14 protein-coding genes are annotated in these 14838 nt (G+C 50.9%); 4 read left to right on the top strand and 10 right to left on the bottom strand.

All coding sequences use genetic code 11. The annotated features are described in order from the left end of the window. Positions 1 to 110 precede the first annotated feature (110 nt). Positions 111 to 1037, bottom strand: a complete 927-nt coding sequence (locus MHI42_RS21675; protein ID WP_039294905.1) for an AEC family transporter — start codon at positions 1035 to 1037, stop codon at positions 111 to 113. A gap of 567 nt (positions 1038 to 1604) precedes the next feature. Next, a complete protein-coding gene (gene greA, locus MHI42_RS21670) occupies positions 1605 to 2087 on the bottom strand; it encodes a transcription elongation factor GreA (RefSeq protein WP_042140416.1) in 483 nt (160 codons plus the stop codon). Between the two features lie 179 nt (positions 2088 to 2266). Between greA and MHI42_RS21665 the strand changes: the two genes are divergently transcribed. Next, positions 2267 to 3706, top strand: coding sequence for an FAD-dependent oxidoreductase (locus tag MHI42_RS21665; RefSeq protein ID WP_342424779.1), 1440 nt, complete (start codon positions 2267 to 2269; stop codon positions 3704 to 3706). A gap of 96 nt (positions 3707 to 3802) precedes the next feature. Here MHI42_RS21665 and MHI42_RS21660 read toward each other — a convergent pair whose 3' ends face one another. Beyond that, positions 3803 to 5287: an MDR family MFS transporter gene (locus MHI42_RS21660; protein WP_342420627.1), complete on the bottom strand. Its 1485-nt coding sequence runs from the start codon at positions 5285 to 5287 to the stop codon at positions 3803 to 3805. A gap of 258 nt (positions 5288 to 5545) precedes the next feature. On the opposite strand from MHI42_RS21660, the gene MHI42_RS21655 reads away from it, so the two are divergent. From MHI42_RS21655 to MHI42_RS21645, 3 genes are all read left to right on the top strand, one after another. Further along, positions 5546 to 5983 (top strand): MarR family transcriptional regulator, encoded by a 438-nt coding sequence (locus MHI42_RS21655; RefSeq protein WP_342420626.1) that lies wholly within the window; start codon positions 5546 to 5548, stop codon positions 5981 to 5983. Positions 5984 to 6072: 89 nt separating this feature from the next. Next, a complete protein-coding gene (locus MHI42_RS21650; RefSeq protein ID WP_042140420.1) occupies positions 6073 to 7242 on the top strand; it encodes an ATP-grasp domain-containing protein in 1170 nt (389 codons plus the stop codon). A gap of 13 nt (positions 7243 to 7255) precedes the next feature. Further along, complete coding sequence (locus MHI42_RS21645) at positions 7256 to 8005, top strand: alpha/beta hydrolase-fold protein (RefSeq protein WP_342420625.1); 750 nt, start codon at positions 7256 to 7258, stop codon at positions 8003 to 8005. A gap of 150 nt (positions 8006 to 8155) precedes the next feature. Here MHI42_RS21645 and MHI42_RS21640 read toward each other — a convergent pair whose 3' ends face one another. The 7 genes from MHI42_RS21640 to MHI42_RS21610 form a co-directional block, all read right to left on the bottom strand. Continuing rightward, complete coding sequence (locus tag MHI42_RS21640) at positions 8156 to 8443, bottom strand: DUF6509 family protein (protein ID WP_039294928.1); 288 nt, start codon at positions 8441 to 8443, stop codon at positions 8156 to 8158. Positions 8444 to 8557: 114 nt separating this feature from the next. After that, positions 8558 to 9655: a 23S rRNA (adenine(2503)-C(2))-methyltransferase RlmN gene (gene rlmN, locus MHI42_RS21635; RefSeq protein ID WP_171719163.1), complete on the bottom strand. Its 1098-nt coding sequence runs from the start codon at positions 9653 to 9655 to the stop codon at positions 8558 to 8560. Between the two features lie 192 nt (positions 9656 to 9847). Next, complete coding sequence (locus MHI42_RS21630) at positions 9848 to 11155, bottom strand: polysaccharide deacetylase family protein (RefSeq protein ID WP_342420624.1); 1308 nt, start codon at positions 11153 to 11155, stop codon at positions 9848 to 9850. A 5-nt stretch (positions 11156 to 11160) separates the two neighbouring features. Then, a complete protein-coding gene (locus MHI42_RS21625) occupies positions 11161 to 11883 on the bottom strand; it encodes a hypothetical protein (protein ID WP_039294935.1) in 723 nt (240 codons plus the stop codon). A gap of 336 nt (positions 11884 to 12219) precedes the next feature. Further along, on the bottom strand, positions 12220 to 12576 hold the full coding sequence (locus MHI42_RS21620; RefSeq protein WP_342420623.1) for a nucleotide excision repair endonuclease: 357 nt from the start codon (positions 12574 to 12576) through the stop codon (positions 12220 to 12222). 90 nt (positions 12577 to 12666) lie between these two features. After that, the gene (locus tag MHI42_RS21615) at positions 12667 to 13653 is read right to left on the bottom strand and encodes an NAD-dependent epimerase/dehydratase family protein (protein WP_342420622.1); all 987 of its coding nucleotides are present in this window, start codon (positions 13651 to 13653) and stop codon (positions 12667 to 12669) included. A gap of 606 nt (positions 13654 to 14259) precedes the next feature. Continuing rightward, positions 14260 to 14808, bottom strand: coding sequence for a TetR/AcrR family transcriptional regulator (locus MHI42_RS21610; RefSeq protein WP_340989647.1), 549 nt, complete (start codon positions 14806 to 14808; stop codon positions 14260 to 14262). Positions 14809 to 14838: the final 30 nt, after the last annotated feature.

The following is a 14838-nucleotide window of genomic DNA, read 5'->3' as shown; positions in this document are numbered from 1 at the left end:
TCCTACTCTTACTCCTACTCCTTACTCTCACTCTTTACTCTCAATCTTTACTCTTACTCTTTACTCTTACTCTTTGCCCCGTTTTCCCTTTCGTTGCCGTCTCTGTAGCTCTAACCGCCCACCATAGCAATAAGCACCGGTAGAGCCAGGAAGGACGCCAGCGTAGTCCAGACAATACAGCGCGAGACCAGTGATGGCGAGCTGCCGAAGCGTTCGGCCAGCACCACGGAATTGACGGCCACCGGCATCGACGCCAGAATCAGCAGCACCGAGAATAAGGTGCCCGTAATGTTCAGCGCGAGCAGCACCAGCGCGGCCAGCAGCGGAGCCAGCAACAGCCGGACGGTCAGCCCCGTCCAGAATGCAAGCTGCACATTGCGCTCCGTATGCGCAGCCCGGACCTTCACCATCTGCGCGCCGAGGATCGCCAGCACTACCGGCGAGTAGGCTCCTGCAGCCATCGATACGCCCGAAGCCAGCTCATGCGGCATATGCAGGCCGAGCGCCCGTAGCAGCAGGGCCAGAATGGCCGCATAGATGGCCGGCAGCGAGAAGACTGACTTCACGGCGCTGCGCACCGAGAACTGTGATCTGGCGGCAAAATACACGCCGATCGTATTCACAATCACCATCTGGGCGATGACATAGACCGATGCCTTGTCCAGGCCCAGCTGGCCGAAGGCCAGCAGCACCAGCGGCAGACCGTAATTGACGCTGTTCGTGAAGGTGGAGATGAGCGTCAGGCCGGCGGCTTCCGGCGGAGCCAGCTTCAGGATTTTGCCGATCAGGGTAGCCAGCCCCCATAAGAGAAACAGATTCAGCAGCGAGAATGCGAGCGTCTTATAGACATCATCGAAGGAGATTTCCGCCGTAGCAAGCGTATCCAGGATAATTGCCGGACTGAGAAAATACAGGTACAGCGTCAGCAGGGGCTTCGTGTCAAGATTCTTATAACGTCCGAGCAGCGCCCCGGCGGCCACCGGAATGGACAGCGGCACAATAACCTCTACAAGTGTCGATAGTACAGTCTGAATCACAAGCCAGGACCCCTCTGTTCTTTTGTTACTCCCTACTATAACCTTTGGGGCAAAGAGCGTCTAAGACCGGGAATCAATATCCTTAATAGAAACTGCCTATGGCAGCTCACCGCTTGCAGTCTTTGCAACATATTCCGCCCGAAGGGCAGAATCGGCACCTTACCAAGGGATAGATTAGACCTCACTACCCTGCTCTGCCAAGGTGCATGACATTCACCTGGAATTGACGGCATAGGCATCCCACTCTGAGGTAATAGTTGGAAAAACGTATCTTAATTCGGCTTTTTATGATCCTTTGCCGCAATTAAGTGGATTAACGTCATTTAATTCCTGCCTTTTCTCTATTCTGATTTATATGCAGCCTATTAAGTGCTGATTTTCCAACTATTGTCCGGCAGGTAATCTTCCGCTCATAAGCAAGTGGAGAAATTCCATCTATTTCGATCCAATGGCTCTATCTCCACCACCGGTTATCAGGCGCAGCGTATAAATTCTTATCTTTAGACAAAAAATCCTGTACCCTTATTAAAGCAGGGTACAGGATTTAAGAATTACAGGATTTTAGAATTACAGCATTTTAATTTCAAGCAGCTCATATTTGATGACGCCCATCGGGGCATTGACGCTGATAATGTCGCCCACTTTTTTGCCGATCAGCTCTTTGCCGAGCGGACTTTCGTAAGAAATTTTGTTGTCCAGCACATCTGCCTCTGCGGGCCCTACCACTCTATATTCAATCTTTTCGGAGTATTCCACATCATTCAGAATGACGATGCAGCCCACGCTGACTGTGCTCAGATCCATATTGCTGGAATCCACAATCTGCGCCTTGATCAGCATCTTCTCCAGAATCATGATCCGTGTCTCCATGAAGGATTGATCCTCCTTCGCGGAGTGGTATTCGCTGTTCTCCTTCAAATCGCCGTAGCTGATCGCCAGCTTAAGCCGGGCTGCAAGCTCTTTGCGCCCTGCTCCCTTAAGTTCTCTCAGCTCATCCTCGAGCTTGGCCAAACCTTCTTTCGTCAAAAACACTTCGTCATTGTTGGACATGTATACAACTCCTATTATTTGCTCGCTTTATTGTATTCTAACTCATATTCGCCCAACATGCGAAGAGAAAGCGCTACAGCGGCAAATCGCCACAATTCCAGCACAGCAAAAATAACCCATTATCATTTACAATAGGGACAGATTCCAAATCCAACCACAGTCAGGAGCACTTAGAATTGATGTTTATGCAATCCTCTAAAGTATACCGCTTTACAATCTGCCTGGCCGCCGCACTGATTCTGCTCTCGGGTTCGAGCCTGTCCATTGCAGCTGCAGCAAAGCCATCGTCATCTTCACCAGCCGTTTCAAGCTATGATGTCGTTGTTATCGGAAGTGAAATTCAAGGCGTACTGCTCGCCAAGGAAGCCGTTAAGGCGGGCCTGAAGGTGCTGATGCTTGATCCCCGCAGCAAACTGGGCGGTGAATTGATCCAAGGACAAATGTTCTTCCTCGATGACGTGAATGACAATAAGCAGCGAAGTCTCGTGCAAGGCGAAATCAAGAACCTGTTCAACGGATACAAAGCCGGAACCATCCGCAAGGCAGCGGATTTCCAGACGTATTTTGACAAGGTCATTCAAGGAATTCCGCTGAAAAGCGGGGTTGTTCTGGATCATGTAGACATTAAGACAGCAGGCAGCGGCAAAACTCTTAGCTCGCTTACGTACCACGGCAAGGAAGGCAACAAAGTTACAATTCAATCCCGTTACTGGGTGGAGAATACGGATTACAACGCCCTAAGCAGTCAGTTGAAGGAAGCCCGGATTCCGGGAATGGAGACTATATATAACGGTAAGAACCCGGATTATATGGCCGCTACCTATATGCTCAATTTCAAAAATGTAGATTGGAATCTGCTGCACCAGCGTATTCTGGAGGATTATCCGCTTACGAATGTGCGCAAGAAATATGGCCCCAATACCTATGTAGACTGGCATTTCGCTACCGGGTTCAGCAATATTACCAATACCTACACCACTAAGGACAAGCAGCTGAGGCTACGAGGATTGAATGCCACCTACCAAAAAAACGGCCAGGTAATCATCAACGGGCTGCTGATTTACGATGTAAACCCCTCAGACCCCAAATCCGTAGCGTCCGCAGTTCAGAGGGGGCAAGCTGAAGCTCCTTTCATTCTAAGCTTCTTGCGCAAGAATATTCCCGGCTTCGCCAAAGCAGAGTTGAATGGCTTTCCGGAGTACCTCTATATCCGTGACTATAACCGGTATGAGACTAAGTATGTCCTGGATTACCCGGATCTGATGAATAGTCGGATGTTCTGGGATAATGTGAGTATCGGCGGCTACTCCATAGATTTGCAGGGTACCCGGGCAATTCCTACCGGTATTGGCTACGGCAAGCCGGACCGTTATGGACTGCCGCTGCGCTCCTTCGAGTTGAAGTCTTATGACAATGTGCTGGTGACCGGAAAAAATGTCGGTGCCAGCATCAAGGCCTACGGCAGTGCGCGAATCATGCCGACCACCGCACTGGCAGCACAGACCATCGGCATCATTCTTGGGCGGGAACGCAATAAGCCGCTGGCTAACCTTACGGAAGCGGATTTCAAGCGGATTCGAGCCTATCTGAAACAAGATTATCAGATTGTCCTACAGTAGAAACTTTCTATCTATATTATGTATACACAGCAAACCGCCACTCTGATCCGCGAGAATCTGGAGTGGCGGTTGTTTGTATATTCAGCGGCAGCCCTTTTACCTGTTCGCCCTCTGCTTCCCGGCCCCGGCCTGCAGCACAGGAGCTGCTGCAGCCTTGCCGATTCCGCTTCTCAGCAGAAAGGTCAGCGGAATCGCCAGCAGGCCAACCACCGTAGCGATCAGGAAAATATCCTGTACGCCCAGGGTCATTGCCTGCGCCTTGATCAGCGCACCTGCCGCAGAAGCTCCGCCGCTGAGTTCCTGCTGATGGGCCAGCGACCTGGAGGCGAGCAAGGAGCTGAACACCGCAATGGACAACGCGCCTGTAGCCTGGCGGACCCAGTTCGTCACAGAAGAAGCATGCCCTGTGATCTGCTTGGGTACGGCTGACATCCCGGCATTCGTCACCGGCATGAAGGCCAGGGCAATGCCAACATTGCGCAGGGCCATCAGCATCGCCACACGGGTATGTGTAACGGCCAGCGTAATATGGCTAAGCTCCCAGGTTGAAGCGCTCAGCAGCAGAATACCGCTGAGAATGAGCCAGAACGGGCCGATCCGGGAATACAGCTTGCCGACGACCGGCGACATGACCGCCATCACAATTGAGCCCGGCAGCAGCACCAGCGCCGTCTTCAGCGGAGTGGACTGCTGGATATCCTGCAGGAAGACCGGAATTAGGAAGGTCCCCGAGTATAACGCAACAGTAATAATACAGTTGATGATCAGACTGTAGGTGAACCGGCTCTGCTTGAATACCTTAAGGTTCAGCAGCGGCTCCTGCAGCGACAGCTCCCGGCGGATGAAGTAGGTTAAGGCCGCTGTGCCAATCAGCAGCAGGGATAAGGTCTTCCATGAGGTCCAGCCCCAGGCATTCCCCTTATTGAAGGCGAGAATAATAAAGGCGCTGCTCAGAATCACGGTTACGAATCCCGGCAGATCGAAGCTTCTGCTGCTGGCGGTCTGACGCTGGAACGGCAGGCATTTCAGCGCTACCACGATCGCGATGATGCCGATCGGCAGATTGATCATGAACAGCGATTTCCAGCCGAAGTACCCGGTGAGCCAGCCACCGAGCGTTGGCCCGAAGGCTGGCGCCAGCATGGAGGACAGGCTCCAGAGGCTCATGGCGAATGCCTGCTTCTCTTTCTCGATAAACTGATAAATCATTGTCATCGTCGTCGGGATAATCAGCCCGCCGAATATTCCCTGCAGGGTCCGGAAGATAATCAGGGAATGAATACTCCAGGCCACGGTACACAGCCCGGAGAACAAGGTGAAACCCGACAGGGCAAACACATAGAGATATTTATAGCTCCACTTGTCGCCGAAATACCCTACGACCGGAGCAATTACGCCGGTAGCCAGCAAATAACCCGTAATCATCCATTGCACCGTGCTGATCTCGGCATGGAAGTCTTTCAGAAACACCGGGAACGCAACGTTAATCGTTGTTGTACTGAGAATGGCCATGAAATTACCGAAAAAGATGGCCAGAATAATAAGCCAGAATGATGAATTTTTTGCCGTCTGATTACCCAAGTATGCTCTCTCCTCTGCACTGCCACCACTATAAACATTAGCTTCACACTAATATAGGTGTATGATACAATCATTTCAATATACGTGTATTATACAACTATCATTCTGGAAGTCAATATGACTTATTTCATTAGAGTTTCATTATGCTTTCCTAAATAACCGGCAGCTTTCGCTTAGGGCTGTATTATCACTTATAATATGGAGACATATAAGGCTGGACCTTAAGAATTACTCAATCATAAAGGACGGATACTAACTATGGCTGATGAACAGACTGATAAAAACCTCGAAACCCTGAACCATGAGCTCATTACGCTAATCCGCCTCGGCTCACTGGATAAAAAACATGGCGGACTGGACCGCTCCTCCTACACCCTGCTCCACCATCTGTCGAACCACGATAAGGTAGGCGTTAAAGCGCTCGCCGAAGAATTCGGCCTCGATACCTCTACCATCAGCAGGCAGACGAGCGTCCTTGAGGCGAAGGATTATGTGGTAAAGGTGCCTGATCCGCAGGATGGAAGATCGAGCTATTTTCAGATTACCGCGCTGGGTGCGCAGACGTTTGCCGAGGCCCGGGACATCCGGCTGCAGCGCTATGAGCAGATTTTTGAAGACTGGTCTCCCGGGGACTGCCAGACCTTCAGCGGACTGCTGGCCAGGCTCAACCGGAAACTGCTGCAAAAGCCAGACTAAGGATTGACGAATAATGACGAAACTGGTAGATTGAATTAATCATACAATTTAACTCGGAATTATATTTTAGCCAAAGGGGCTGGTTCTGCATGAATTTTATCTTCTTTTCCCCGCATTTCCCTAAGAACAGCGCTGATTTCTGTACCCAGCTGCAGCAGCAGGGGGCGACGGTGCTCGGGATTGGCGATGCCGAATATGACCAGCTGGAGGACAAGCTGAAGTCGGCACTGACGGAGTATTATAAAGTAAGCAATCTGGAGAGCTACGAGGAGATCCTGCGGGCCGTTGCTTTTTTCACCTATAAATACGGGAAGATTGACCGCTTCGAGTCACTGAACGAATACTGGCTGGAGCAGGATGCCGCTATCCGCACGGATTTCAACATTTACGGCACCAAGTCCGATTTCGTCTCCAACCTGAAGCAGAAATCCAAGATGAAAGAATTCTTCCATAAAAGCGGTGTAAGCACCGTTCAGTTCTCCACCGGGACTACGCGTGAAAGCGTGGAGAGCTTCATCCAAAGCGCCGGCTTCCCGCTGGTGGTTAAGCCCGATCTCGGCTCCGGTGCCAGCAATACGTACAAGATTAATAACGAAGAGGAGCTGCAGCACTTTTTTGACACTAAGCCAGAGGATGTAGCCTTTATTATTGAGGAATTCATCGATGGCGTTATCCTCACCTATGACGGGCTGGTGGATATTGACGGCAATGTGCGGTTCGCGGTCAGCCACCTGTTCGAGAATAGTGTCATGGAGGTCGTCAACACGGATAACCACCTCTACTATTTCTGTCTGAGAGATATCAGCCCCGAGGTTGAAGAGGCCGGGAAGAATATTCTGAAGGCTTTTGACATCCGGGAACGGTTCTTCCATATCGAGCTGTTCAAATCTCACAAGGATGGCCGGATCATTGCCCTGGAAGTGAATATGCGTCCCCCGGGCGCCTGGATGACCGATGCCATTAACTTCGCATACGATGTGGATGTCTATAAAGAATGGGCCAGCATGATCGTACACAATGAGGTCGGCGGTCCTTACGAAGGCAAATATTACACTGGCTATGCCAGCCGCAAAAATCATAAGCATTACGCTCACAGCCACGAGGACATCTACCGCACATTCGGCGGGCAGATTGTGAACTATGCCGAGATTGAAGAGGTATTCAGCCGAGCGATGGGTAACAGTGCTTATCAGTTCCGTTCTCCCGAGCTTTCGGAGGTTAGGGACATCAGAGGTTATATTCACCAAGAAGAGGGATAGGATGTGTTAACGGATGAGGATAAGCTACCATAAGGAGTACAGCCACAACCTGGGCAGAGACATGGAATATAAAATATACGGCCACGCCGGCAAACCGATGCTCGTCTTCCCCACGTCGCTTGGACGCTTTTATCAATATGAGGATTCGGGCATGATTGACACGCTCTCCTCCTTCATTGAAGCGGGCAAGCTGCAGATATGGGCCTGCGACAGTATTGATGAAGAGACCTTCTTCTCCACTCACTGGAATAATGAGGACCGGGTTCACCGTCATGAGCAGTATGATAAATATGTCGCACATGAGCTGATTCCCGGCATCCTCCACCAGAGCAAGCAGAACAACGGCGGGACCGATCAGCGCATTCTGATCTCAGGCTGCTCTATGGGCGCTTATTACAGTGCCAGCTTCTTTTTCCGTTATCCGCAATATTTCGATACCTTAATCGCCCTGAGCGGCGTCTATTCTACCTATTATTTCTTCGGCGACTATATGAGCGAGAATATCTATCTGAATTCACCGCTGCATTACCTGCCGGGACTGACGGATGAATACTATCTTAACCAGTACCGCAGCAGCAATATCATCGTCTGCGTCGGACAAGGCGCGTATGAGGATGAGATGCTTCACGAGACCCGCCTGCTTCAGGATGTGCTTGGACGCAAGGGAATTCCCGCACGGATCGACTACTGGGGACATGATGCCGGTCACGATTGGCCGTGGTGGAACAAGCAGATTCATTATTATGTGGAAGGCTGCTTGTAGCACGTTTATGGGAAAAAAGAACGGGACTGTCCAGTCATCATTGCAGATGACTGCGGCAGTCCCGTTTTTGGCATGCGCTCACCCGGTTCACGGCATAAAAAAGGAAACCGCCAGGTTCAGCAGTTTCCTTCCAGCACTTACAGCCAAGTCTTATTCAGGCAAATGCTCTGAACAGAACAGAACCAGTGCTGCTTCCTCGTCTTCTTCCATATCGAAATCGAGAACCTTGCCTGACGATGTTTCCTGCAGATCGTAGCTGACAATGCTTGTCTGCTCTTCTTCCACTTTCACAATTACGCGGGCCGAAACACCGTTCTCTACGTATAGCTCATCATCTTCCGGCACATCCAGGTTAATGACGAACTCATATCGCTTGCCGCTTAGTATTCCAAAAGGATCTCTTACGTTCTCCACGGTGTAGCTTGTAAATGTCAACACGTCGCATTCCTCATTTCTCAAATCACTGCCAGATTATTGTAACACAAGTAGAAACGCCTTTGCTGTCCTTTTACAAGACAGCATCGTACTTATGATGACAAACTGCTGCCTAATTTATCCGGGAAACTGCGCTGCCTGCACCTCTGCCTTGCCTTTGGTCTTCTTGATCTGCTTGCTGCGCAGCTGTCCGCAGGCCGCATCAATATCGACTCCGTGCTCCAGCCGGGTGCTGACGCTGACGCCCTGTTTCTTCAGCGTATCGAAGAACGCCCGCACGGATTCCCGCTCGCTCCGCTGGTACTGGCTATGCTCATCTACCGGATTATACGGGATCAGATTCACATTCGCCAGCTGGCGCCGGTCTCCGATTAACTCGGCCAGCTCCAGGGCATGCTCCTCACGGTCATTGATATCCTTCAGCAGGATATACTCCAGGGTAATTCTCCGGTTGGTCTTCTCCAGGTAGTAATCAATCGCCGGCATTAACTTCTCTATAGGAATGGCACGGTTGATCTTCATGATCTGTGTCCGCAGCTCATTATTCGGCGCATGCAGGGAGATCGCCAGATTGACCTGCATATTGGCGTCGGCGAATTCTCTGATTTTGTCAGCCAGACCGCTGGTGGATACGGTAATGCCTTTGCCGGCAATGGCCAGACCCTTGTGATCCTTGATCGTAATCAGGAAGTTCAGCAGATGCCGGAAATTATCGAACGGCTCACCGATGCCCATTACGACTACATGGCTGACCTTTTGCCCAAGACCGGCCTGATCCAGATCAAGCTGAACCTTCATAATCTGCTCGACAATCTCGCCGCTGGTGAGATCGCGGCTCTTCGCCAGCAGCCCGCTTGCGCAGAAGCTGCAGCCGATATTGCAGCCGACCTGAGTGGTGACGCAGACGGATAATCCGTATTTCTGCCGCATAAGCACCGTTTCAATCAGGTTGCCGTCTTGTAAGCGGAACAGGAATTTGACAGTGCCGTCAGCCGATTCCTGCTTCACATGCTCTTCCATCGTCTGAAAGACATAATGCTCTTCCAGCAGCTGTACACAGTCCGGGTTCATCCCCGTCATCTCTGCAAAGCTGGTAACCCGCTTGCGGTATAGCCATTCCCAGACAGCAGATGCACGGGATTTCTTGTGCCCATGCTCCAGCAGCCAGGCGGTCAGTTGTTCCAAAGTCAATCCATAAATGGATTCTTTATTCATTTCATATCCTCTTTTCAAAACTTTAAAGTTCAATCAATCTATTCTACCTTGCGGGGGACATTAGCAACAACAATAACTTATTGTCTCAAATTTTGTTTATTAAAACAAGGGGAAACGCTGCCGATTCCGGGTCTTTTCCGTGCACATACGCAGAAAAGCGCACCCCGCGATCCGGGATACGCTTCCTGCTTTTTATTTGAAGACGGCGAACTTCAGTCCCTGTGCCTGAAGATACTCAATGATCTCAGGAAGCGCCTGGACCGTAACTGCTTTTTCGTGCAGCAGGTAGATGCCGCCGGACGGGTCCGTTGTATGGAAATAACGGAGAACCTGCGGGGCATTATCGGCTTTCCAATCTTCGGGGTCCCGGTTCCAGAGCAGCAGCTTCATATGCTGCCGCTTCGCCTCAGCGGCCAGTTCATCATTAACTGCACCATAAGGCGGACGGAAGATAGTTACCGCCGAGTTCATGTTCGACTCCAATTCCCGGCTGGCCCGCTCCAGATTCTGGCGGTTCTCCTCAGGGCTGTTCCGTGTCATATCACTGTGATCCCAGGAGTGGCTGCCTACTGGCATGCCATGCTCATTAGCATAGCTGACCTCTGCCGGGCGGCTGCTGGCGTTCTGTCCAATAAACAGGAAGTTCGCCGCCACACCATACTCGTCCAGAATATCTACGATCTGCCTTGTATACTGCGAGGGCCCATCGTCGAAGGATAAGGCCACATAACCCTGAGGCAGGCTGTATTCATAGCTGTTCCCGTCCAGTTCAATCTCTTCAACCGCAGTCTCAGGAGCCGCTGCAGAGGTATCTTCCGGGGTATCTTCCAGGGTATCTTCCGGAACCTCTTCCCGGACTGCCGGGACTTCGCTGCTCTGGTAGGCCGCCGTCTGGATCACCGGTATAACATTAAAAAGGGGACTGCTGCTGACGTCCGCAGCTACGGCCGCCTGCAACGGGTCCTCATGGGCTTCTGCGCTGTTGCTGAACAGCTTGCCGTCCATGCGCAGCAGGAACAATGCGATGAGGCAGCTGAACAGAATACCGCGCAGCAATATGGCCCGAGCAGGCCGCAGGCTGCGGCTGCGCTTCAGATGTCCAGGTCTGTGCTGCGGCAATTCAAGTGACGGTACCTGAGCAGCAGGCCCGGGCCCGGCTGGACGTTCTTCCTCCTGCCGCGCCTTTACAAGCTGCGAGGCATACTCCTCAGAGCAGGCATAATACAGCGTTTCGCTAAACGTCTGGTTCATTTTGATCAGGGAGCTGAAAAAACTGCGGCGGAAGGGGTCCCATTTGGGATAGAGAGACAAACGCACACGCTGACCCGCGAAGGGGCCAAGCATACTCAATTGCACATATGTATATTCATCGATGATTAGTATTTGGCGGGCGGAACCGCTGCTGTGGGTTAAACCTACCTCCATCTGATAGACGCCCTGCCTCTGCTCAAGGGACAGCAGCTCTACCATCCGAGCAGCGTTCGCCGGGTGTACTGGCATAAGTCCTATGTATCTCCGTTGCTGTCGTTACGCTCTGCCGGCGGAGTGCTTCCGCCAAAGGGTACGGTCATGCGGTTGGTGAAATCGCTGATCATGCTGGAGAGGTAGGTTTTCTCCTGCCGGACCGTATCGTATTTCTGCTTCAGGTGACTGTTCTCTGTCTCCAGGCGCCCGATCTTCTCTTCGAGCTCATTCATCCGCTTCAGCTTCTCGGAGATGGCATCATTATGCTTTTGTACAAGATTGGCATATTTCTGCTGCTCCAGATCAATGGTGCTCTTGAGCTCATCCATTTCTCCTGACAGGGTCGTGTGCAGCTCACGGTAGTCCTCCAGTACCTGGTCCACCTTCAGATTCTTCTCCACCAGCTTATGCTCTAGCTCCAGGATGCTCTTCTCCCGCTCTTCAATTACCTTGTTCAGGTTCTTGAGATCCCGTCCCAGCCTCTCCACATGACTGCTGGAATGATTCAGCCGGTCCTGCAGCTCATGGTTATTCGTTTCAGCATGCGCTCGGGCCTGAATCATCTGCTCTACTGCGAAGACAAGATCCAGCGACTTTTTATCCAGCTGCGCTTTGCCGACGGACACGAGGCCGGGAGCACTTTCAGCCTTCTCATAATTATCGCTATCTTCGGGCGGAAGTTCGGCCAGTTGAACCTTTTGAACCATACCCGGTTTGGCCGGTTTGTCCACAGCTTCTTTCTTCTTAAAAAACGGAGCCGCCATCTATATAATCACCTCATTATAAATGTCAAAATATGTCGAGCATATACGAGTTTATTATAGTTGATTTAGCGGATGCGTTAGTGAGCCTTAGTATCTAACTTTACTAAATGTATCCAAAGGCCTAAGTTGCGCCATACAAGCCGCTGACAGGCTTATTTCAGGATAAACCACCTATGCCATTTGTACTGGACGTTCCCGAAAAACAAGGACCACACCGCGCCTGAAAATCCCGGATTATTCCGGCGTGTTGTCATAGCACCTTAGGGCCAGAGTAATGTACTGAACAGCAAAAAAGCGCAGTCCGCAGGAAGCAGACCACGCTTTTCATCCAAACCATTATTTATACAGTACCTTCTCCACATTGTATTTCGCCTTAAGCTTATTCACAATGTAAGTCTCATAAATTTCTCTGTCGACCGGGTCTTCCACAATGCAGACTTCAATCTTGGTAACTTCATCACGGTGTGGCTTCATGACCGATACGTTATCTTCGAAGTGCTTCTTGATCCGCGGTCTCAGCTTGCGTGCCTTGCCTACAAACAGCAGCTCATCCTTGTCATTGTAGAACATGAAGATGCCGCCGGCTTCGCGGGTGATCAGGTGAAAGTCCGTAAATCCGTAAATATTGCTGAGCACAGGGTTCTCCTGCTTAAAAATAGTAACTTCCGGTGCTGGAATGGTAATGCTGATCATTAAGCTTCACTTCCTCATTGTATATAGAAATAAATAGTATCACAGATTGGGAAACCTGACTATTTCTATCTTCTGCAGATTACTCCTGTTTTATAAGGGGATTTGTACATTTTCAGCTGCACGGTTCTGGAGGGAATGGATCGTCGCTGTTATCCCCTGTTCAAAAGGCGTGGCCGGAACCGGCCCGGCTACCCGCTCGTACTTCGCACCGCTGAGCCGCAGCGGCTCCTTCGTCAGATACAGCATCTCGACAATCTCTTTCATTACCGGTACTAACAGGCCGAGCAGTGACAAACCTGCTGCGCCTAAGGGGATAACCAGTTTCGAGCTTCCGGCGGCTTCGCGGGCAATCCGGACGATCTCTTTACCGGAGATCACGCCCGCTCCAGGAATGTTCCAGTTCTGCCCATAGGCCTCCTCGCGGAGGGCGAGCTCCACCATCATCACTGCCGCATCCGGCAGATAGACGTATTCACGCGCAACATTCATATTGCCGATGAACATCGCAGGTCTACCGGCAGCTATGGCTTCAAGCGTCGATCCGAGGTAAGAGGCTTCATTGGCGGTGGGGCCGTAATAATCCGGCAGACGGACAATCATTCCCTTCGTGCCGCTCCAGCGCGGGCTGAAGAACATCCGCTCGAATTCCAGCTTTATTTTTCCCTTGCGGGTATGCGGATTCTTCGGATAGTTCTCGTCAATCGGCTGCTCATTCACTCTTCTGCCATACGGATAAATCCCGTCTACAGCCACTACCTTCGCCCCCAGGCGGTTCGCGGCCTCCATCACAGCTTCACCCATCGGCAGCAGCTTCGCGGCCATTTCGTGATAAGGCACCGATGCACTGTGAAAAATAACATCAGCCCCGCGCGCGGCCTTAAATACATCATCCGCCCGGAACACATCCCCGGTCTGCAGGCTCAGCCCTGCCGGATTCCCGAGCTTGGCCGCGAGCTGTTCCAGCTTCGGCATGGAGCGCCCAAAGGCTACAGTCCCGATCCCTCTTCGAAGCAGCTCGGCAATAATCACCGTTCCTGTCCCTCCGGTTGCTCCGAGTACCATCGCTTTGTTTATCATTTGAAATTCCTCCTGGTATAATGAATTGTTATTTATTATTAATTATTATTAGTGATTGATCACTAACTAAATAATAAAAATAAAAATAAAAATAAATGGTATATAGCTGAACTAAATTTAAGCTGTTAACTGAAATCCTGTACGAAATACAACATTCTACCCATGAAATCGGGCTAAATTGAAAATTGTTGCACAAAAGGCAGCATTCCATCTGATTCAGGCGGCTAAGCGGAACAATTCATGTATTTCGTACAACATTAATTACGAATCCCACCATATTCATGAGCTCAAGTTGTAATACGTACAACATTATCTATTTCCTGGCTACTTACCTGCGTTCATAATGAAAATGATGGACACGTACCACTATTTCGTTTCGTTCAAGCTTTGCTTGTTCTTTGCTTAATTCTTTGCTAATTCTTTGCTAGTTATCCATTACATTATTAAGTTATTGATCAGTCACTACTTGAGCCTGAAAAAATGATGATCCGGCTGGATCGGGAATTATGCAGCTGACTCTTGCCTGTGGCTCTGCATTTTGTTTAATCCTCCTCCAGCGCTTGTTGCACCGTTACTCCGATCATCCCCTAGCCCGCCCCGCGATGCTTATAGATGCTTCGGCTTCAGCTCCGGCATTCCCAGCGTGAGGGCGATATTGCAGAGCATACCGTTAGCCATGAAGGTGCTCACCTCCACCTCCGGGTGCGCAAACCCTGCTGCCGAGAACTTGCTCTCCATCAGACGGGTTACCTCCAGAATTCCAGCCTGCATCGACTGGCGGATAGCTTCATCCCGGATGCCGATGGCCTGCACCTGCAGAATAATCTCATTCGGATGGGTCTCCATCAGTTGCTCGTATAGCTGAATGGCCTCTGCAAGGAGATGGTCTGCGGGAGCCTGAAGCCCTGAGAAGGTGCGGAGAATCCGTTCAAAAGCCCGCTCCAGCGCAGCAATGAACAGCTCTTCCTTATTCTTAAACAGCTTGAAGATATACGGCTGGGATATCCCCACCTTCTCGGCCACCTGCGCGGTTGTAGCCCGGTAATAGCCATGTTCTGCAAACACAACTACAGCCGACTCCAGAATCTGCTCCCTGCGGTTTACCGGAACGGTCTCCTCTCCTTTGGAACGGATAGTGCCCGATTGCTTGTTCATATAGGTCTCCCTTTCTGCCGGAATAATAGG

It is taken from the genome of Paenibacillus sp. FSL E2-0178 (assembly GCF_038593005.1).
Taxonomy (GTDB): Bacteria; Bacillota; Bacilli; order Paenibacillales; family Paenibacillaceae; genus Paenibacillus_AQ; species Paenibacillus_AQ phytohabitans.
Note: the sequence above shows the minus strand (reverse complement) of the source record. Positions and strands in the feature narration are given on the sequence as shown.

What these genes read in the sequence shown, in the direction of transcription:
- greA (WP_042140416.1), bottom strand. Translation starts at nt 2,087, where the DNA reads ATGTCCAACAATGACGAAGTGTTTTTGACGAAAGAAGGTTTGGCCAAG.
- MHI42_RS21665 (WP_342424779.1), top strand. Translation starts at nt 2,267, where the DNA reads ATGTTTATGCAATCCTCTAAAGTATACCGCTTTACAATCTGCCTGGCC.
- MHI42_RS21615 (WP_342420622.1), bottom strand. Translation starts at nt 13,653, where the DNA reads ATGATAAACAAAGCGATGGTACTCGGAGCAACCGGAGGGACAGGAACG.
- MHI42_RS21620 (WP_342420623.1), bottom strand. Translation starts at nt 12,576, where the DNA reads ATGATCAGCATTACCATTCCAGCACCGGAAGTTACTATTTTTAAGCAG.
- rlmN (WP_171719163.1), bottom strand. Translation starts at nt 9,655, where the DNA reads ATGAATAAAGAATCCATTTATGGATTGACTTTGGAACAACTGACCGCC.
- MHI42_RS21630 (WP_342420624.1), bottom strand. Translation starts at nt 11,155, where the DNA reads ATGCCAGTACACCCGGCGAACGCTGCTCGGATGGTAGAGCTGCTGTCC.
- MHI42_RS21610 (WP_340989647.1), bottom strand. Translation starts at nt 14,808, where the DNA reads ATGAACAAGCAATCGGGCACTATCCGTTCCAAAGGAGAGGAGACCGTT.
- MHI42_RS21625 (WP_039294935.1), bottom strand. Translation starts at nt 11,883, where the DNA reads ATGGCGGCTCCGTTTTTTAAGAAGAAAGAAGCTGTGGACAAACCGGCC.
- MHI42_RS21650 (WP_042140420.1), top strand. Translation starts at nt 6,073, where the DNA reads ATGAATTTTATCTTCTTTTCCCCGCATTTCCCTAAGAACAGCGCTGAT.
- MHI42_RS21655 (WP_342420626.1), top strand. Translation starts at nt 5,546, where the DNA reads ATGGCTGATGAACAGACTGATAAAAACCTCGAAACCCTGAACCATGAG.
- MHI42_RS21645 (WP_342420625.1), top strand. Translation starts at nt 7,256, where the DNA reads ATGAGGATAAGCTACCATAAGGAGTACAGCCACAACCTGGGCAGAGAC.